The following is a 19,407-nucleotide window of genomic DNA, read 5'->3' as shown; positions in this document are numbered from 1 at the left end:
TATCATTCGGTTTTCGTCCCCCCGCGCGCCTGATGAAGAAGGTATGTTGATGCGTCTGGAAGTTTTTTGTAAAGACCGTATGGGTCTGACCCGCGAACTGTTGGATCTGCTGGTGCTGCGCAACATCGATCTGCGCGGTATAGAAATTGCCGCCGCCGGACGAATTTATCTCCACGTTGATTCGCTGCGCGTCGAAGATTTTCAGGCGCTGATGGCGGACATCCGGCGTACGCAGGGCGTCAGCGATGTCCGCACCGTTTCTTTTATGCCTTCCGAACGCGAGCATCGCGCGTTGAAAGCGCTGCTGGAATCCATGCCCGAGGCCGTTTTTTCCGTCGATCTGAAAGGTCGCGTCGAAATGATGAACGCGGCGGCGCTGACACTATTCGGGCAGACGGCGGATAAAGTCCCTCAGTTGAACATCAACCAGTTAATTGGCCGCTACGCCTTCAACCGCTGGCTGGAGCAGGGCGCAAAATCCGAAACGGAGCGCGTCGTGGTCCGCGGCCGGGATTTCCTGCTGGAGGTCACGCCGGTCTATCTGAACGACGAGAGCAGAGATTCAATCGCCTCAGGTGCGCTGGTCATGCTCAAATCCACGGCGCGGATGGGGCATCAGCTACAGAATTTGTCCGCGAACGATGACCGAGTTTTCGACACCGTCGTTGCCGTCAGTCCGACGATGCGTCAGGTGATGGAGCGGGCGCGTAAGCTGGCGCCGTTGGATGCGCCGTTGCTGATCGTCGGCGAAACCGGCACCGGTAAAGACATGCTGGCACGCGCCTGTCATCTGCGTAGCCACCGCTCCGCTCAGCCCTTTCTGGCGCTGAACTGCGCGGCTTTGCCGGATGACGTTATGGAAAGCGAGCTTTACGGCCATGCGCCGGGCGCTTATCCGAACGCGCTGGAGGGCAAAAAAGGCTTTTTTGAACAGGCGAACGGCGGATCGGTGCTGCTGGATGAGGTCGGCGAAATGTCGCCCCAAATGCAAACCAAGCTGCTGCGTTTTCTCAACGATGGGACGTTCCGACGGGTGGGGGAAGAGCACGAGCTGCACGTCGACGTGCGAGTGATTTGCGCTACGCAGAAGAACCTGCTGGAACTGGTGCAGCGCGGCCAGTTTCGGGAAGATCTTTATTACCGCCTGAACGTGTTGACGCTGGAGCTCCCGCCTTTGCGGGCGTGTCCGGAAGACGTCATGCCGCTGGTCGAGCTGTTCGTCGCACGTTTTGCGGACGAACAGGGGATGCGCCATCCGCGCATCGCGCCTGAAGTGCGACAACTTCTGCCCCAATATGGCTGGCCGGGCAACGTGCGGCAGCTGAAAAATATCATTTACCGGGCGCTGACCCAGTTGGACGGCGACGAGCTGACTCTGCAGGATATCGACTTACCCGCGTTCTCCTCTGCGCTGGCGCACAGCGAAACGCTGCTGGAAGGCTCACTGGATGACATCACCAAACGGTTCGAACGCTCCGTTCTGACTCGCCTTTACCAGAGCTATCCCAGCACGCGCAAGCTGGCTAAACGGCTGGGCGTATCCCACACGGCTATCGCCAACAAGCTGCGCGAGTATGGTCTGAGCGCACGTAAAGCGCCGGGTGACGAAGAGTCATCCTCCTAAAGGTTGCGATTTGGCGGCTCGTCCTGACGGTTCGCCGCTTTTCTTTTCCGTGATGTGTCGTCCGCCCCCCTCATCGGCATTAACCAGGACCGCGCTCCCCGTCGGGTGCGCGGCGACCTGAATCCATCACTCTTTTGGGTCTGTGAGAGGTCGGCGGGCAGAGACTGTGCGTCTCTTCCCCACGCATCAACGCGCGGGGATCAGCGAATACATGGCGGCGTCGGTGGGCTGGCCGTGGATGACCAGACGGTTGTAAGCGATGCCTTCGAACCGCGCGCCCGCTTTTTCTGCGATGCGGCGGCTAGGCAGGTTCTGTTCAGCCGCGATGATCTCCAGTCGGGTCAGGCCCAACTGGTCGAAACCAAAAGCGGTGATCGCTTTTACGGCCTCGAGAGCGATCTGCTGCCCCTGTTCGGACTGACGCACCCAATAGCCGATGTTTCCCATCTGATAGCCGGATTGAATGCTGTTGATGCCGACAGAGCCCATCAGCCGCCCGGAGTTTTGTTCAATGATGCCAAGGTCAAACGCCATGCCTTCCTTAATCCGCAACGCGCTCTGGGCGACCCAGTGTGAAATCTCCGGGACGTTATACTCTTCGGTGCACCACGATAGCCAGCGCCCGACGGTATCCCTGGACTCGCGGACCGCCTCGGCGATTTGCGGGATATCGTCAGGGGTGAAAGGACGTATAAAAAAACGGGGCGTAATTAACGGAAACATTGTGCATTCTCCTGCTTTTCGATAGGGCGCAACCTATGCGGCTTAGACGGGGAAATCCAGCCGGGCCAATTTTTCCAGCATCTGTTTATCCTGCGCCTCAGCGGGCATATAGACCAGCATGCGATCGCCGTTATGGCTGGCCGTCCACCAGTTGATCTGCCGCAGAGAAATGACGCCCAGCAGCGGATGCTGGAAACGCTTCACCTTGTTTATCACGCCCTGAATTTCATAGCGCTGGTGCCAAAGCTGGCGAAACAGCTCTGATTCGTTCAGGCAGCGTTGCAACAGCGTTTCCCATAGCGGTTCGCCGCTGTGTTCCACCAGCCGCGCTCGAAACATGGCGACCATGTTGGGAAGGAATTCCTGCAAGTCCGCCAGGCCTTTCTGCCAGGCAGGGTGCGTGAAAGCCAGATAGATGCAGTTACGATCTTCATGCGGGATCTGATTCAAATCGATATTGAGCAGCCGGCACCAGGATTGATTGAAGCCCAGAATGCTGAAGCGGGCGTTGACGATGACGGCGGGATAGGGGTTAAGCTGGTCCAGAATTGTCTGGCTATCTTCGTTGATTTTCTCGCAGCTGGCGCGCACCGTCGGCGAAAAGGGCAGTTCTGCCAGCATGAACAGGTGTCGGGTCTCCACCTCGTTAAACTGTAGCGCTTTGGCGATCGCCAGCAGCGTTTTCACGGACGTTTTGATAGGACGTCCCTGTTCCAGCCAGGTGTACCAAGTGATACCGACATCCGCCAGCAGGGCGACATCTTCTCGACGCAGCCCCGGCGTACGCCGCTTACGCGGGGTAGATAGCCCCAGCCGCTCCGGATCGAGACTCTCTCTGCGCGTGCGCAGAAATTTCCCAAGCGTAAGCCTGCGGTTTTGTTCGGTACTGTCGGGAAGGGGTGCCGTGGTTAGTGCTGACATATCAAGGACTCCGCGCCAGACGGGTGGAATTTATACCAGGATAATCAAGAACTGGTACCCGTTTTCGTTAACCACGATGCTAGCGCTCGTGGATGATGAATACAACGGGTACACACAATGAAGCAAGGTTTACCATTACATGGGTTGAGTCGTCTCGGTCTGGTGATATTACTGGCCGGGCAACTCCTGCCGATGATTGATTTTTCCATCGTTAACGTCGCTCTGGAATCTATCACCCGTTCGCTCTCCGCGAGTCCGGCTGAGCTTGAGCTAATTGTCGCGGTTTACGGTGTGGCGTTCGCGGTCGCGTTGGCGATGGGCGGACGTCTGGGCGATAACCTCGGGCGGCGGCGGATTTTTATGGCGGGCGTAGCCGTGTTCGGCGTGGCCTCGCTGTTATGCGGTATTGCGCAGTCCGTATGGCTACTGCTGTTTGCGCGGACGATGCAAGGGATCGGCGCCGCGCTGGCCGTCCCGCAAATCCTGGCGACGATCCATGTCTGCCTGAGCGGACGGCGGCATGCCCGGACATTAGGGCTTTACAGCGCCATCGGTGGACTGGCCTTCATCATTGGACAGGTGCTGGGCGGAACCCTGCTGAAGCTGGATATCGGTGGATACGGCTGGCGCAGCGCCTTTCTGGTGAATTTGCCGTTCTGCCTGCTCATTCTGATCTGCGCGCCGTTTTGGGTGCCGAACACCCGTAGCGATAAGCGCAAAGCGATTGATTTTCCCGGCACCGTATTGCTGGCGCTGGCCTTGTCGTGCCTGCTGTTTCCTTTGGCTTTGGGGCCGCTATGGCACTGGCCCTTAAGCTGTATCGCGACGCTGGCGGCGAGCTTTGGCCTGTTTCCGCTGTTGTGGTGGGTTGAACGACGTCAAGAGCGACGTCAGCAGGAGCCTTTACTGCCTCCCGCGCTGTTCCGCCTTTCCAGCGTCCGTTTCGGTTGCGCCATTGCCCTGCTGTTTTTCTCCAGCTGGAGCGGCTTCATGTTTATCGTCGCCTATGTGCTGCAATCCGGCGCTGGATTTTCGCCTCTGGAATCTGGCAACAGCTTCATCGGGCTGGGGACGGCGTATTTCATCGCCTCGTTGCTTAGCAGCCGGGTGACGGAACGCAAGGGCAATATTCCCACCTTAATTATCGGCAGTGCTATCCAGATGAGCGGGCTGCTGCTGCTCATGGCCACGCTGGCTTGGGTCTGGCCTGCGCCAACGCTGTGGACGTTATTGCCCGCGACCTGTCTGGTCGGGTTTGGTCAGGCTTTTATCGTCAGCAGCTTTTATCGCATTTTTTTATCGGATGTACCGCTATCTCATGCAGGATCGGGCGGCGCGCTGTTGTCCACGGTACTGCAGACGGCGATGGGAATGGGGCCTATCGTTTTAGGCTCCGTGCTGGTTCACCTGCTGAATAGGTTTCAGGGACGCCATGACATTGCGCTGATCGCCTCGTTGGGCGTGGAGTGGAGCGTGATGTTGCTGTTGGTGGTTGGGGCATGCTGGATGCATCGACGGAACAGGCGGTCCGAAACGAATCAGAGTGAGGGGAAAGCTCTGGCTGTGGGCGAGTGAGGAAGAGCAGCACCCCGGCGCGGTCGGCCGGGATGCTGTGGCAGGGGGATTCCGCTTATTTCAGGGAAGCCAGCGCCTTATCGTAGTTTNGTTCAGTCGTGATTTCGTCGACCAGTTCGCTGTGCAGCACAACGTCATTTTCATCCAGCACAACGACGGCGCGCGCCGTTAATCCCTTCAGACCGCCATCGGCGATAGCAACGCCGTAGTTTTCTTTGAACTCGGCGCCACGCAGCGTGGACAGCACGTCCACGTTGTTCAGCCCTTCAGCGCCGCAGAAACGCGCCTGAGCGAAAGGCAGATCGGCGGAGATGCACAGTACGACGGTGTTGCTCAGCTCAGAAGCCAGCTGGTTGAATTTACGCACGGAGGTCGCGCAAACGCCGGTATCAATGCTCGGGAAAATGTTCAGGATTTTACGTTTGCCTGCGTAATGGCTCAGCGGAACATCAGAAAGGTCTTTTGCCACCAGTGAGAAAGCCTTGGCCTTGCTGCCTACAGCGGGGAATTCGCCGGAAACCGGTAGCGGTTGACCTTGGAAGTGTACATTCTTTGACATCGTTGCGTCCTTTATTACAGGTGGTTAACAAGGCGTTCAGTGTAGGGCAACATTATCAACATTGGTATAAAAAAGTAAGTCGACTTAATTCGACCTAAGTCTCGGTTAAGTCACGTATTAACATTTCCCTTGGCGGGATAACGGACTTTTAGCACGGTATCCTTTCTCCCCCTCGGTCCACACGCGGTACAGGCACGACGTCGCGCGGACCCTGTCGCCGAATATGTGGATTTGGCGTCATTCCGATAGGCAAAATCTGATTTCAGGCTATGATAATGCATCCTCCGAAAGGGGGATTTATGTCGTTTTTTCAGAGGTATCCGTAGAGAAAATACCGTGACAGAAGCAATGTTGACCTCAGCGCTGAATGACCGATTTTTACAGGTTCTTTGGGGCCGGTATTTTTTGCGGCCCGCGCAGCAGCTATTTTTAAGGAACGAACACATGATGCCATTTCGCTATTCCGCTCTTTGCGCCGGACTGCTGGCGACGCTGACCGGCGCCGTCAACGCCGCGCAGGTTCCCGCCGGCACCGCGCTGGACGCCAAACAAGAGGTGGTCCGCCATATCAAGGATGAGCCCGCCTCTCTGGACCCAATCAAAGCCGTCGGTTTGCCTGAAATTCCGGTGATACGCGACCTGTTCGAAGGGCTGGTGAATCAGGATGAGCACGGCAATCCCGTTCCCGGCGTGGCTGAGCGCTGGCAGACCAGCGACAACCGCACGTTTACGTTTATCCTGCGCGATAACGCACGCTGGTCTAACGGCGATCCGGTCACCGCGAAGGACTTTGTCTACAGCTGGCGTCGTCTGGTCACGCCGGCCAACACCTCCTCATTCAGCTGGTTCGCCAGTCTGGCCGGGATGGTCAACGCCGACGAAATTCTGGCGGGTAAATTGCCTCCCGACCAACTCGGCGTCGTCGCGATGGATGACCACACGCTAAAGGTGATGCTGAGTCGGCCGGTGCCGTATTTCGTCAATCTGATGGCGAACTTCAGCCTGTTTCCCGTCCATCAGGCCACGGTGGAAAAATACGGCGCTGACTGGACTCGCCCCGGCCATCTGGTGGGCAACGGCGCGTTCAAGCTGGATGAACGCGTGGTCAACGAAAAGTTGGTGCTGACGCCGAACGAAAACTATTGGGATCATGCTCACACGGTCCTGCGTAAAGTGACCTATCTGCCGATCAGTCAGGAGTCTAACGCCACCAAGCGCTATCTGGCCGGCGATATCGATATCACCGAATCGTTTCCAAAAAACCAGTATCAAAAACTGTTGAAGACGCTGCCGGGTGAGGTGTATACGCCTCCGCAATTGGGCACCTATTACTACGCTTTCAACACGCAAAGAGCGCCGACCAGCGACCAGCGGGTACGCAAGGCGTTGTCGTTTGCGATTGACCGACAGGTGATTGCTCAGAAGGTCTTGGGAACAGGCGAGAAACCGGCCTACCGGCTGACGCCGGACGTGACCAGCGGATTCTCGCCGGAACAAAGCGAGCTTGAGCAGTACTCGCAGGCGGAACTGGATGCGCAGGCCAAGGCGCTCATGGGCGCGGCCGGTTATGGTCCGGGCAACCCACTGAAGTTGTCCTTGTTATATAACACGCAGGAAACCAATAAACAGGTGGCTATCGCCGTCGCCTCCATGTGGAAAAAAACGCTGGGAGTCGACGTCAAACTGGTCAACCAAGAGTGGAAAACCTACATCGACAACCGCAACAGCGGTAATTTCGACGTCGTGCGCGCCTCCTGGGTGGGCGACTATAACGAACCCTCGACGTTTTTATCGCTGCTGACCGCGCAGCACAGCGGCAATATCTCGCGCTTCAAAAATGCGGAGTACGATCGGCTGATGAAAGACAGCGGCGGGCAGACCGACAGCCAAAGGCTGAATCAGGAGTACAATCAGGCCGAGCGAATTCTCACGAATGAAGCGCCGATTGCGCCTATTTACCAGTACACCAACGCCCGCTTGATCAAACCCTGGGTCAAGGGCTATCCCATTAATAATCCTGAAGATACGGCTTACAGCCATATGCTCTATATCATTAAACATTGATCGCGCGCGCCGCGGCCAGCCGCCGCGGGGTCGTTGCCGTTATGGTCAGAAACGCTAAGATAGTGATTAAGGGGAGTCAATTGGAGAAACCGAGTGGAAGCAGACGTGATTAATGGAACCGCATTGCAGCGCACGGGCGCTGTATTTTCTTATCAGTTGGATGGAAAAGGCGGCGTCGTTTCCATAAAAGATAACGAAATCGTCAACAACACTCAGCCCTGCTGGCTGCATCTGGACTCCACCCAGCCCGAAAGCAGCCGCTGGCTTCAGGAAACCCGGCTGCTGCCCGATACGGTGCGTGACGCGCTGTCAGGAGAAAGCGCGCGCCCCCGCGTCAGTCGGTTGGGAGAAGGCACGCTGATAACGCTTCGCAGCATCAATTACAATGGCGATGCGCGGCCGGATGAACTGGTGGCGCTCCGCATCTACATCACCGATAAACTGATTGTCTCAACGCGCCGCCGCAAAGTGGCGGCCATCGATGCCGTGATGAGCGACTTGAAAGAGGGCAACGGCCCTACGGATAGCAGCAGCTGGCTGGTCTCCATCGCCGAGGCGCTGACGGACGATACCAGCGAGTTCATCGACCAGCTTCACGAGCGAATTATCGATCTGGAGGATGCGCTGCTGGAACAGGCAATGCCTGCGCGCGGCGAGCTCTCGCTGATCCGCAAACAGCTGATTGTCCTGCGCCGCTACATGACGCCGCAGCGCGATATTTTCTCTCGTCTGTCGGGGGAAAAACTCTGTTGGCTGCAGGATGATGACCGTCGCCGGATGCTGGAAATTGCCGAACGGTTGGGAAGGGGGCTGGAAGACTTGGATGGCAGCATTGCCCGCACCGCAGTCATTGCGGATGAGATCAACACCCTGATGGCGGAGTCGATGAACCGGCGAACGTATAATATGTCGGTGCTGGCGATGCTATTTCTACCGACGACCTTTCTTACGGGGCTATTCGGCGTCAATTTGGGGGGCATTCCAGGCTCAGGCAGTTCGATTGGCTTTATCTCTTTCTGCATGATGCTGGTCTTTATGGTGCTAATGGTTGCGTGGTGGTTAAAACGAAGTAAATGGATGTAAGGATCGCAAAATTTTCAAGTTAAGAAAGGCGATATTATCGCCCGGTACTCAAAAAAAACGTTCAACTTTGAGCAACATCAACATTCCAGAACGGCGCGTACGGCAAGATTCCGGCTGCAGGTGAATGCAACGTCAAGCGATGGGCGTTGCGCTCCATATTGTCTTACTTCCTTTTTTGAATTACTGCATAGCACACTTAATTCACACCAAGCCGGCAATGTTATGCCGGCTTTTTTTTCGTCTGTATCACAACGCCCCGCGCTAAAAACAGCAACGGCCGGTACAGAGACCGGCCGCTTCAGATGGGTTCTCGCCTTTATTTAATTTCGACGACGTCCAACCGCTGATCGGCGAGAGGCGCAATCTCATCATCCTCGGGCTGCCAGCCCAGCGGCTGTAGCGGGATCGTTTCCCGATCGAACGCCAGATCGCCGCCGTCCACTACGTCGCTGTTGTGGGTGATGGATTTGAAGTCGAACAGCGTTTCGTCGGCCAAATGGGACGGCACGACGTTCTGTATGGCGGTGAACATGGTTTCGATGCGCCCCGGATAGCGTTTGTCCCAGTCGCGCAGCAGATCTTTAATCACCTGACGCTGCAGGTTAGGCTGCGAGCCGCACAGATTGCAGGGGATGATCGGGAAATTTTTCGCCTCGGCGAAACGCTCGATATCCTTTTCCCGACAGAAGGCCAGCGGGCGGATCACGACGTGTTTACCGTCGTCGCTCATCAGCTTGGGCGGCATGCCTTTGAGCTTGCCGCCGTAAAACATATTCAGGAACAGCGTCTGCAATATGTCGTCGCGATGGTGGCCAAGCGCAATTTTTGTGGCCCCAAGTTCGGTGGCGGTGCGGTACAAAATGCCGCGGCGCAGGCGTGAGCAGAGCGAACAGGTGGTTTTACCCTCGGGGATCTTTTCTTTGACGATCCCGTAAGTGTTCTCTTCAACAATTTTGTACTCGACGCCCAGGCTGTCGAGATACTCCGGCAACACGTGCTCCGGGAACCCCGGCTGTTTCTGATCCAGATTCACGGCGACCAGCGAGAACTGAATCGGCGCGCTCTGCTGCAGGTTGCGCAATATTTCCAGCATGGTGTAGCTGTCTTTGCCGCCGGAGAGGCACACCATGATACGGTCGCCGTCTTCGATCATATTGAACGCGGCGATGGCCTCGCCCACGTTGCGGCGCAAGCGCTTCTGGAGTTTATTCAGGTTGTACTGCTGTTTGGGCGTCACCGATTGAATTTCTGACATTTCACTGTGGCTCACGTTCAGTTTTGGGCAGGGTTAGGGCATAAAGCTTATGGCGGGCAAGTTTATCATCAAGCGTCGCCACAATCGCTATCTCATTGTTCTCATCGTTTTGCCTTAACGCCGGTCGGCGATTTCTCCGTCGTTTTAAAGCGGAGAGCGGCGCCTAATCCGTCTTTGTATGGCCATTTTTTCCATTTTTAAAAAAAAACTTTCACTGCTAACGGCTTGCTGCTCTGCTAACACGCAATAAACTGTGGTAAATAGGATTGGGACTAATTGGGCGATGAGGGCGGGACATGAAAGTGTGGCAGGGGATGTTGGCGGGGATGGTGCTGGCGCTGGCCGGGTGCGGCAGCAGTGAGAAAACGGCGGACGAGAACGCCGTCGTGCCGGTGGATGCGGTGACGTTGTCCGCTCAGGAAATATCTGCCTGGCAGGGTAAGGACTCTGCCGCAGCTTCCTGTACGCTGGCTGGCGGACGAATTGGCTTAGCCCGCCAATTGAACGGCGCCAGCGTCGGCACCTGTCTGCTGACCAACGGACGTCGCTGCGACGCCCAGTCGCTGGAAGATGGCTCTTGCCTGGCCGGAGGATTCCGCTGACCGACGGCCGCGATGTTATGTCAGCGCGAACGGGCAGTCTTCGCCAAGGCTAATCTGTCGTAGGCTTTGCAGTGTGGTGCCCGCAATGCTGGTCAGCGCTTCTTCCGTCAGAAACGCCTGATGCCCCGTGAAGAGCACGTTGTGGCAGGCGGAAAGCCGACGGAAAACGTCGTCCTGAATAACGTCGTTCGAGTTATCGATGAAGAACAGCGTGCGTTCGTTTTCGTACACATCCAGTCCCAACGCGCCGATTTTTTGCTGCTTGAGGGCTTCGATTGCGGCCTGCGAATCAATCAGTCCGCCTCGGCTGGTGTTGATGACCATCACCCCGTCCTTCATCTGAGCGAATGCGGCCTCGTTGAGTAGATGATGATTCTCCGGCGTAATGGGGCAGTGCAGCGAGATCACGTCCGATTCCGCGTACAGTGTTTTCAGATCGACATATTCCGCTCCTAACGCTTGTGCCTGCGGATTCGGGTAGGGATCGAACGCCAGCAGCCGCATGCCGAATCCCTTCAGGATGCGCAGCGTCGCCACCCCGATTTTTCCCGTACCGATAATCCCCGCCGTTCGCCGATGCATGTTGAAACCGATCAGCCCTTCCAGTGAGAAGTTGGCATCGCGGGTGCGTTGGTAGGCGCGGTGGATCCGCCGATTCAGGCTCATCATCATACCGACGGTGTGCTCCGCTACGGCTTCGGGCGAGTAGGCCGGCACATAAACCACGGCTATCCCCAGCGCTTTGGCGGCGTCAAGATCGACGTTATTGAAACCCGCGCAGCGCAACGCCACGATCTTGACGCCGAGCGCGGCCAGTTCGGTCAGCACTTCGCGCCCGCCGTCGTCGTTGACGAAAATACATACGGCATCGAACCCCTCGGCGGTTTTCACCGTTTGCGGACTGAGCATGAAGTCGTAGTACTCCACCTGGTAGCCATAGTCCTGATTGACCCGGTCCAAATATTTACGGTCGTACTGTTTGGTGCTGTAGACAGCCAGTTTCATCATCGGATNCCCCGCTATTTTTAGGTTAGGCTAGCATAAAATAGTGAGCGTGATAGGAAAGCCACCGTCAAAACATCCGTTCCCGTTGCGATAGCGTTTATCAGCATCTCGGGGCGTTTCGCGGCGTGTAGAGACAGCCTACCGTTATCCGGCTACCGGCGTGAAGGGTGGTATCTGTCACATCAGGGTACTATTATGCAGGCCGATGAATGTTCGTTGTTTTTCGCAGCGGGCGTCGTTGAAGAGCCGAATGCTGCTACTGTTATCGATGCGCTCAACCTCGCATGGCGCGAAATCCGACGCCGTGCTCACCAAAGACTGATATGCATAATGATGGCGAATGAATAAACATTTTTTACCTCGCGTAGGCCTCGGGCTGGGCGCTATCGCGCTGGTGATACTGATAAGCTGGCTGACGTTGCCGCTCTGGCTGCCTCGTCTGCTGACCTTTCTCGCGCCCCCCGGCGTGACGGTGACGCTGGGCGAGCGTCCCTCCTGGCAACAGGGCGGACTGACGGTGCCGGGTGTCTCCATACAACTACCTCAATGTCATTTGCTCACCGTCGATAACGGCCGTCTAACGCGACAGGATGGCGGCTGGCGTATTCATGTCGCCAGCGTGGCGCTGGATGGAAGCTGCCTCGCGCAGTGGCCACAAAGCGAGGATCCTGCCTCAGAAACAGCGATGAGCTTATCGGAATGGCAACGCCGCCTGCCCGTGGGTGAGATGACGGTAGACCGCCTGACGCTGACCCCGTGGCTGGATGACGTCAGCGCGCTGCATCTGGCCTCCCGTGACGGGAAGCAATCACTCAACATCGAGAATGAACGTCTGAAGCTGCAGGCCGACCTCGTCGGCCGGACATTGACGCTGCGACGTGCGGAGTTGACCGCGCTGCCCGATCGCCCGCCGCTATGGATAGAAGGCGAAGTGCAGCTTTCGGATACGCTGACCCGTCTCCCGGAAAAGGGACATGTGCGGGCAGGGCGACTGCCGTTCGATTTACCAGAGGCGGTTCAGGCAACGCTCAATTGGCAGGACTCTCAGGGAGAGCTGAGGGTGACGAGAGCGGCGGACGCATCGCCGCTGTTGAGTCTGCCGTGGCGCGTCAGCGCGGACGCTATCACCGTCAGCGAGGGGCGCTGGATGTGGCCCTACAGCGCGCAGCCGGTCTCCGGCGGATTATCATTGGCGCTGCGCGACTGGCGTCAGATACACGGACAGCCCCAGCTTGAGGCGCGCGTCAATATGTTAACGCAGGGTCACAACGGCCGGGCCAACGCTGTGTTGACGTTAGGGCCAGGTTCGCTCGGGCTGAGCGACAGCGATCTGCGCATCCAACTGGCCGGACAGGCTAATCTGGCGAATCTGTCTTTTTCAGCCACGCTGCCGGGCGTGCTGCGCGGCGCGTTGCTGGATCCCGATCTGGTCTTGCTACCCGGTTCCCTGCTCCGCGCTTGGGGACAGCCCCAGCCCGGCCTGACGCTGGAAGATGCGCGCTGGCCGCTGGCCGGGATCGTAGTCAATACGCAAGGCGTGAGCGGACGTCTGCAGGCGATTGTCAAAGCCAACGACGCCTACTGGGGACGCTTCAATCTGCATATGGACGGCAAAGCTGAGCGCTTCTGGCCGGACAGCGGTGTCTGGAATTGGCGCTACTGGGGAAAAGGACAGCTGCCGCCGTTGCAGGGGCGGTGGGACATCGCCGGTCGCGGTCGCTGGGAAGACGCATTGCTGGAAGTCAGCACCTTATCCAGCGGGTTGAACCAACTGCGTTACGGTGCGATGACCGTCGCCAAACCCCGACTGACGTTGGTGCAGCCGTTGCGATGGCAGCGAGATCAGACACAGGATGCGTTCGCGGGCGCGTTCCGGTTAGTCGCTGATCGTATCGCATTCACCGGTGCCGGCGCATTACCGCCCGCCGAGCTGAACGTTCAGGTGCAGGGCGAACATCCCAACCATTTTCTGTGGCGCGGCGCGTTGCAGGCCAAGGAGATTGGGCCGGTTAAACTGGTCGGGCGCTGGGATGGCGAGCGCCTGCGCGGCAGCGGCTGGTGGCCGCCGCAATCGTTGCGCGTATTTCAGCCTTTGCTGCCGCCGGACTGGAAAATCAAGCTGCGCCGCGGGCAGTTTTACGGCCAAGGGGCGTTTTCTGCGGCCCGCGTACAGGGTTTTCGCGTCGGCGGTCACTGGGTGGTCAAAAATGGCAGCGCCTGGCTCAACGACGGCGACGTCAGCGGCGTAGACTTCGTTCTGCCTTACCGCTATGCCGATCCGCGTTGGCAACTGGGGATTTCGCGACCGGTCTCGTTGCGTATCGCCGAGTTGAACAGCGGATTCCGGATACAGAATATCCGGGCCGATGTGTTCGGCGCGTATCCCTACAGCGATCGACACCCGCTTACGCTGGCCGGGGTAGAGATGGACCTGCTGCGCGGGAAGGTTTCTCTGACGCCGCTGCGTTTCCCGCAGCGCGATGCGGCGCTGTTACGGATGGACGGAGTTGAAACCAGTGAACTGATGACGGCGATCAAAGTGAAAAAGGTGGCGTTATCCGGCCGCATCAGCGGCGTATTGCCGATCAATTTCAATCATCCGACGATGCTGGTGCAGAACGGCCGCGTCACCAACGACGGCGCGTTGACGCTGAGACTGGATAAGGAATTGGCGGATGAAGTGGCGCAAAGCGACATGGTCAGCGCGGCGCTGGTTCGCTGGCTGCGCTATCTGGAAATCGACCATTCGGACGCGACGCTGCAACTGAGCAATCAGGGGGAATTGTTGATGAAATCCTATATCAGCGGCCATAATTCGCCGCGAGATGCCCGGCAGCAGGTCGATTTGAACTATCGTCATCAGGAAAATCTGTTTCAGCTATGGCGTAGCCTGCGCTGGGGCGACACGATACAGAACGCGCTGGAGCAGCGGTCAACCCAATAAGGAACCACACGATGCATGACAGACAAGCCGTTTTATGGCTGACCGCCCTTTTTCTGACCGGTTGTACGCCGCGCATTGAAGTGACCGCGCCGGAAACGCCGATCACCATCAACATGAATGTGAAGATCGATCACGATATTCACATCAAGGCGGACCCAGAAGCCACGCAACTGCTGGAAAAGTCGGATACCGGCGTCGCGGAGCAGATAAAAAAAAGCGCGCCGACTGGCGCGCAGAAAGAGTAGTACAGCCAAAGCACTTAACAAGTACGAGGGAAGAGAGAGCTTACGCGTTGGCCAGTTGAGTTAGCTGGGCCTTCGCGTCCTGCAAGGCTTTCTGAGCGACTTCCGGGCCGTAGCCAATCCCTTCGGCAAACACGAATTCGACGTCGGTAATGCCGATAAAGCCCAACATCAGCTTCAGATACGGCGTAACCAGATCGCTCGGGGTGTCTTTATGGATACCGCCGCGGCTCGTCAGCACCAGCGCGCGTTTACCTTTCACCAGACCTTCAGGGCCTTGCTCGGTATAACGGAACGTGACGCCGGCGCGGGCGATGAAGTCGATGTAGTTCTTCAACTGCGTCGAAATGTTGAAGTTGTACATCGGCGCGTTAATCACAATGAGGTCATGGGACTGAAGTTCGTCGACCAGCGTATCGGATAATGCTAACGCTTCCTGTTGACGCGGCGTCAGCGGCGTTTCTGAGGGACGAAACGCGCCGACCAGTTCGCCGTCCAGTACGGGGATAGGCTGCGCGGCCAGGTCGCGCAGGGTGATTGCGTCATCGGGATGCGCCGCCTGCCACTCTGCAACAAAATGGTCAGCCATTTGGTTAGACTGAGAGTAATCCGCCAGAATGCTTGATTTCAGTACTAATACTTTCTTCATTGCCTGTTCCTTGTCTCGGAGAGTCAGAGGGTGGAGTCACCGTGGCGTCGACCGCCAATGGGTTTCATCATAAGCAGGCTAATAGAGACGCGATAGCGTAATATTTCGAGAACCTTGTTCGATTTAATTGAATAACGCGGCACGGAGGCAGGTTATAGCCTGCGGCGTCAATGTGATACCATGCCCGCCGCCAAATCCAAGCGTGGCAACCAGTCTCTGCGCCACGTCTGCCAGACGTATTTAAGGAACCAACCGTGAAATCACAGCTCACCGCATTTTATCCCCACATCAATGCGTTAATGCTGCGCGACCAGCAACGGCTGCGTCGCCGGGTTCAGGGCGCCCTGAAGGTGAAAAATCCTGAAACGCAGTCGGCCATCGCCCGCGAAATTGAAGCCGAGGTGGCGACGGCCCGCCAGCGGGTGGAAAATCGCCGCGCCTCGCTGCCGGCCATCCGCTATCCCGAAGCGCTGCCGGTCAGCCAGAAAAAAGACGCCATCCTGGAGGCGATTCGCGACCATCAGGTGGTGATTGTGGCCGGGGAGACGGGGTCGGGGAAAACGACCCAGCTGCCCAAAATGTGTCTGGAGCTGGGCCGTGGCGTGACGGGATTGATCGGCCACACTCAGCCGCGTCGTCTGGCGGCGCGCACGGTGGCGGATCGTATTGCCGCCGAATTGGAAATACCGCTCGGCGGCACGGTGGGCTATAAGGTTCGTTTTAACGATCAGGTCGGCGACAACACGCTGGTCAAACTGATGACGGACGGGATCCTGCTGGCGGAGATTCAACAGGATCGGCTGTTGATGCAGTACGACACCATCATCATCGATGAGGCGCACGAACGCAGTCTCAATATCGACTTTATCCTGGGTTATCTGCGCCAGCTGCTGCCAAAACGGCCCGATTTGAAAGTCATCATCACCTCGGCGACGATCGATCCGCAGCGCTTTTCTCGTCACTTTAACAATGCGCCCATCGTCGAGGTCTCCGGTCGAACCTATCCGGTTGACGTGCGCTACCGCCCGGTGGTGGAAGAGGCGGAGGACAGCGATCGCGATCAGCTGCAGGCCATTTTCGACGCGGTGGATGAGCTGAGTCACGAAGGTCCGGGCGATATTCTGATTTTCCTCAGCGGCGAGCGCGAAATTCGCGATACGGCGGATGCGTTGACGCGACGCGATTTGCCGAACACCGAAATATTGCCGCTGTATGCGCGCCTGTCCCATCAGGAGCAAAACCGCGTTTTTCAGTCACACCACGGCAGGCGCATCGTGCTTTCCACCAACGTGGCCGAAACCTCGCTGACGGTGCCCGGCATTCGTTATGTGATCGATCCGGGTACGGCGCGAATCAGCCGTTACAGCTATCGCACCAAGGTGCAGCGCCTGCCGATCGAAGCGATTTCTCAGGCGTCCGCCAACCAGCGTAAAGGGCGCTGCGGGCGTGTTGCGGCCGGGGTCTGCATCCGCCTTTATTCGGAGCAGGACTTCCTGTCTCGTCCGGAGTTTACCGATCCGGAGATATTGCGCACCAATCTGGCGTCCGTGATTTTGCAGATGACCTCGCTCGGTCTCGGCGACATCGCCGCGTTTCCGTTTGTGGAAGCGCCGGACAGCCGCCATATCCAGGACGGCGTGCGTTTGTTGGAAGAGCTGGGCGCGATCCAGACGGTGGAAAACGGCCGCTATCGACTGTCTCCGCTGGGACGACAGCTGGCGCAACTGCCTATCGACCCTCGATTGGCGCGCATGGTGCTGGAAGCGCAGAAAACGCGCTGCGTGCGCGAGGTGATGATTGTGACCGCCGCACTATCAATTCAGGACCCGCGCGAACGGCCGTTGGACAAAAAGCAGGCGTCGGATGAAAAGCATCGTCGTTTTGCTGATAAAGAGTCCGATTTCATGGCTTTCGTCAACCTGTGGAACTATCTCCAGGAGCAGCAGAAAGCGCTGTCGTCGAGCCAGTTCCGTCGCCAGTGCCGCACCGACTTCCTCAACTATTTGCGGGTGCGCGAATGGCAGGACATCTATACCCAGCTGCGTCAGGCGGTCAAAACGCTGGGGCTGCCGGTCAACAGCGAACCCGCGGATTACCGCAGCCTGCATGGCGCGCTGCTGACCGGTCTGCTGTCCCACATCGGTCAGAAAGACGTAGAGAAACCGGAGTTCAGCGGCGCGCGCAATATGCGCTTCTCCATTTTTCCCGCCTCCGGTTTGTTCAAGAAACCGCCCAAGTGGACCATGGTGGCCGAGCTGGTGGAAACCAGCCGTCTGTGGGGGCGCATCGCCGCACGGATTGAGCCGGAGTGGGTGGAGCCGCTGGCGCAGCATCTGATCAAGCGCAGTTACAGCGACCCGCACTGGGAGAAAGCCCAGGGCGCGGTGATCGCGCAGGAAAAAGTGACGTTGTACGGTTTGCCTATCGTGGCGGCTCGCAAGGTCAACTACGGCGCGATCGACCCAGTGGTGTCCCGCGAGCTGTTTATTCGTCATGCGTTGGTGGAAGGCGACTGGCGAACGCGTCATGCGTTCTTCCGCGCCAACTTGAAATTGATGGCCGAAGTTGAGGATCTGGAAAACAAATCTCGTCGCCGCGACATCTTGGTGGACGATGAAACGCTGTTTGCTTTCTACGATCAGCGGATCCCGCACGATGTGGTGTCCTCCCGACATTTCGATGCGTGGTGGAAGCAAGCCGAAACGGACAACCCCGACCTGCTCAACTTCGAAAAAACCATGCTGATTAAGGAGGGCGCGGGCAGCATCAGCGCGTTGGACTATCCAAACTTCTGGCAGCAGGGCAACCTGAAGCTGCGGCTGAGCTATCAGTTTGAGCCGGGCGCCGACGCCGACGGCGTTACCGTGCATATTCCGCTGCCGATCCTCAATCAGGTACAGGACGAAGGCTTTGAGTGGCAGATCCCAGGCGTTCGTCGCGATCTGGTCATTGCGTTGATCAAGTCGTTGCCGAAACCGATACGCCGTAGCTTCGTGCCTGCGCCAAACTACGCCGAAGCCTTCCTGGCGCGCGCCAAACCGCTGGAGCGTGGCCTGTTGGATGCGCTGGAGCGTGAACTGCGCCTGATGACCGGCGTCACCATTCCTCGCGAAGAGTGGCATTGGGAGCAGGTGCCTGAGCATTTGCAGATGACCTTCCGCGTTATCGATGAAAAAAATCGCCCGTTGCGCGAGGGCAAAAGCCTGAGCGCGCTGAAAGATCAGCTCAAAGAGAAAGTGCAGGAGACGCTGTCCGCCGTGGCGGACGACGGCATCGAACAGAGCGATTTACATATTTGGAGCTTCGGTGATCTCCCGACCCGCTATGAACAGAAACGCGGCGGCTATGCGGTCAAAGCCTATCCTGCGCTGGTGGACGAGAAGGACAGCGTAGCGATCCGATTATTCGACACGCCGCATGAGCAGCAGCAGACCATGTGGAAAGGGCTACGCCGATTGCTGTTGCTGAATATTCCATCGCCGATCAAATATCTGCATGAAAAGCTGCCGAACAAGGCGAAGCTGGGACTGTACTTCAACCCTTACGGCAAAGTGCTGGACCTGATTGACGACTGCATCGCCTGCGGCGTGGACAAGCTGATCGCCGAGGCCGGCGGCCCGGTGTGGACCGAAGAGGGTTATCAGCGTCTGCACGATAAAGTCCGCGCGGAGTTGAACGATACGGTGGTCGACATCGCCAGTCAGGTGGAGAAAATCCTCACCGCGGTCTTCGCCATCAACAAACGTCTGAAAGGGCGGGTGGATATGGCGATGGCGCTGGGATTAAGCGATATTAAAAGCCAGATGAGCGGTCTGGTCTTCCGCGGCTTCGTCACGGAAAGCGGTTGGCGGCGTCTGCCGGACGTCCTGCGTTACTTGAACGCGATCGAACGGCGGTTGGATAAGCTGGCTCAGGACGTCCACCGCGACCGCGCGCAGATGTTGAAGGTGGAGCAGGTGCGTCAGGCATGGCAGCAGTGGTTGAACAAGCTGCCGCCGGATCGGCAGGAAGAGGAGGAGGTAAAAGCCATTCGCTGGATGATCGAGGAGCTGCGGGTCAGCTATTTCGCTCAGCAGCTGGGCACGCCTTATCCTATCTCCGATAAGCGCGTGCTGCAGGCGATGGAGCAGGTGGCGGAGTAACGCCGCCGTTCCAGGGACG

The 19,407-nt window shown here is 57.8% G+C and carries 14 protein-coding genes; 8 read left to right on the top strand and 6 right to left on the bottom strand.

The window, feature by feature from the left end; all coding sequences use genetic code 11:
• Window positions 1-49 precede the first annotated feature (49 nt).
• On the top strand, window positions 50-1,624 hold the full coding sequence (gene tyrR / locus SB13_RS09935; RefSeq protein ID WP_026740207.1) for a transcriptional regulator TyrR: 1,575 nt from the start codon (window positions 50-52) through the stop codon (window positions 1,622-1,624).
• Between the two features lie 186 nt (window positions 1,625-1,810).
• Here the strand turns inward: tyrR and SB13_RS09930 are convergent, their stop codons facing one another.
• Both SB13_RS09930 and SB13_RS09925 read right to left on the bottom strand, forming a co-directional pair.
• A complete protein-coding gene (locus SB13_RS09930) occupies window positions 1,811-2,347 on the bottom strand; it encodes a GNAT family N-acetyltransferase (RefSeq protein WP_026740206.1) in 537 nt (178 codons plus the stop codon).
• A 42-nt stretch (window positions 2,348-2,389) separates the two neighbouring features.
• The gene (locus SB13_RS09925) at window positions 2,390-3,268 is read right to left on the bottom strand and encodes a helix-turn-helix transcriptional regulator (protein ID WP_026740205.1); all 879 of its coding nucleotides are present in this window, start codon (window positions 3,266-3,268) and stop codon (window positions 2,390-2,392) included.
• A gap of 117 nt (window positions 3,269-3,385) precedes the next feature.
• On the opposite strand from SB13_RS09925, the gene SB13_RS09920 reads away from it, so the two are divergent.
• On the top strand, window positions 3,386-4,843 hold the full coding sequence (locus SB13_RS09920) for an MFS transporter (RefSeq protein ID WP_026740204.1): 1,458 nt from the start codon (window positions 3,386-3,388) through the stop codon (window positions 4,841-4,843).
• Between the two features lie 55 nt (window positions 4,844-4,898).
• On the opposite strand, the gene tpx is transcribed toward SB13_RS09920, so the two are convergent.
• Window positions 4,899-5,402, bottom strand: coding sequence for a thiol peroxidase (tpx, locus tag SB13_RS09915; RefSeq protein ID WP_026740203.1), 504 nt, complete (start codon window positions 5,400-5,402; stop codon window positions 4,899-4,901).
• Window positions 5,403-5,849: 447 nt separating this feature from the next.
• Here tpx and SB13_RS09910 point away from each other — a divergent pair, with 447 nt between their 5' ends.
• Both SB13_RS09910 and zntB read left to right on the top strand, forming a co-directional pair.
• Complete coding sequence (locus SB13_RS09910) at window positions 5,850-7,466, top strand: peptide ABC transporter substrate-binding protein (protein ID WP_026740202.1); 1,617 nt, start codon at window positions 5,850-5,852, stop codon at window positions 7,464-7,466.
• A 93-nt stretch (window positions 7,467-7,559) separates the two neighbouring features.
• Window positions 7,560-8,549, top strand: coding sequence for a zinc transporter ZntB (gene zntB, locus SB13_RS09905; protein ID WP_026740201.1), 990 nt, complete (start codon window positions 7,560-7,562; stop codon window positions 8,547-8,549).
• A gap of 316 nt (window positions 8,550-8,865) precedes the next feature.
• Here zntB and ttcA read toward each other — a convergent pair whose 3' ends face one another.
• Window positions 8,866-9,804, bottom strand: a complete 939-nt coding sequence (gene ttcA / locus SB13_RS09900; RefSeq protein ID WP_026740200.1) for a tRNA 2-thiocytidine(32) synthetase TtcA — start codon at window positions 9,802-9,804, stop codon at window positions 8,866-8,868.
• A gap of 296 nt (window positions 9,805-10,100) precedes the next feature.
• Here ttcA and SB13_RS09895 point away from each other — a divergent pair, with 296 nt between their 5' ends.
• The gene (locus SB13_RS09895; RefSeq protein ID WP_036150286.1) at window positions 10,101-10,406 is read left to right on the top strand and encodes a putative hemolysin; all 306 of its coding nucleotides are present in this window, start codon (window positions 10,101-10,103) and stop codon (window positions 10,404-10,406) included.
• Window positions 10,407-10,421: 15 nt separating this feature from the next.
• Here SB13_RS09895 and SB13_RS09890 read toward each other — a convergent pair whose 3' ends face one another.
• Complete coding sequence (locus SB13_RS09890) at window positions 10,422-11,411, bottom strand: 2-hydroxyacid dehydrogenase (protein WP_026740199.1); 990 nt, start codon at window positions 11,409-11,411, stop codon at window positions 10,422-10,424.
• 340 nt (window positions 11,412-11,751) lie between these two features.
• On the opposite strand from SB13_RS09890, the gene SB13_RS09885 reads away from it, so the two are divergent.
• Window positions 11,752-14,355, top strand: coding sequence for a YdbH family protein (locus SB13_RS09885; RefSeq protein ID WP_026740198.1), 2,604 nt, complete (start codon window positions 11,752-11,754; stop codon window positions 14,353-14,355).
• 11 nt (window positions 14,356-14,366) lie between these two features.
• Window positions 14,367-14,600, top strand: a complete 234-nt coding sequence (locus SB13_RS09880) for a YnbE family lipoprotein (RefSeq protein ID WP_026740197.1) — start codon at window positions 14,367-14,369, stop codon at window positions 14,598-14,600.
• Between the two features lie 40 nt (window positions 14,601-14,640).
• Here SB13_RS09880 and SB13_RS09875 read toward each other — a convergent pair whose 3' ends face one another.
• Window positions 14,641-15,246, bottom strand: a complete 606-nt coding sequence (locus SB13_RS09875) for an FMN-dependent NADH-azoreductase (RefSeq protein ID WP_026740196.1) — start codon at window positions 15,244-15,246, stop codon at window positions 14,641-14,643.
• Window positions 15,247-15,500: 254 nt separating this feature from the next.
• Between SB13_RS09875 and hrpA the strand changes: the two genes are divergently transcribed.
• Window positions 15,501-19,388, top strand: coding sequence for an ATP-dependent RNA helicase HrpA (hrpA, locus tag SB13_RS09870; protein WP_026740195.1), 3,888 nt, complete (start codon window positions 15,501-15,503; stop codon window positions 19,386-19,388).
• The last annotated feature ends 19 nt before the right edge of the window (window positions 19,389-19,407 follow it).

This window comes from Lonsdalea quercina subsp. quercina, from assembly GCF_000688695.1.
Classification (GTDB): domain Bacteria; phylum Pseudomonadota; class Gammaproteobacteria; order Enterobacterales; family Enterobacteriaceae; genus Lonsdalea; species Lonsdalea quercina_D.
The sequence above is the reverse complement of the archived record's forward strand: the minus strand, read 5'-3'. Positions and strand labels throughout refer to the sequence as shown.

Bases quoted from the DNA above. Each gene is read 5' to 3' on its own strand.
- SB13_RS09875 (WP_026740196.1), bottom strand. From the start codon at position 15,246: ATGAAGAAAGTATTAGTACTGAAATCAAGCATTCTGGCGGATTACTCT.
- SB13_RS09880 (WP_026740197.1), top strand. From the start codon at position 14,367: ATGCATGACAGACAAGCCGTTTTATGGCTGACCGCCCTTTTTCTGACC.
- SB13_RS09890 (WP_026740199.1), bottom strand. From the start codon at position 11,411: ATGAAACTGGCTGTCTACAGCACCAAACAGTACGACCGTAAATATTTG.
- ttcA (WP_026740200.1), bottom strand. From the start codon at position 9,804: ATGTCAGAAATTCAATCGGTGACGCCCAAACAGCAGTACAACCTGAAT.
- SB13_RS09910 (WP_026740202.1), top strand. From the start codon at position 5,850: ATGCCATTTCGCTATTCCGCTCTTTGCGCCGGACTGCTGGCGACGCTG.
- SB13_RS09930 (WP_026740206.1), bottom strand. From the start codon at position 2,347: ATGTTTCCGTTAATTACGCCCCGTTTTTTTATACGTCCTTTCACCCCT.
- tyrR (WP_026740207.1), top strand. From the start codon at position 50: ATGCGTCTGGAAGTTTTTTGTAAAGACCGTATGGGTCTGACCCGCGAA.
- SB13_RS09895 (WP_036150286.1), top strand. From the start codon at position 10,101: ATGAAAGTGTGGCAGGGGATGTTGGCGGGGATGGTGCTGGCGCTGGCC.
- SB13_RS09920 (WP_026740204.1), top strand. From the start codon at position 3,386: ATGAAGCAAGGTTTACCATTACATGGGTTGAGTCGTCTCGGTCTGGTG.
- SB13_RS09885 (WP_026740198.1), top strand. From the start codon at position 11,752: ATGAATAAACATTTTTTACCTCGCGTAGGCCTCGGGCTGGGCGCTATC.
- SB13_RS09925 (WP_026740205.1), bottom strand. From the start codon at position 3,268: ATGTCAGCACTAACCACGGCACCCCTTCCCGACAGTACCGAACAAAAC.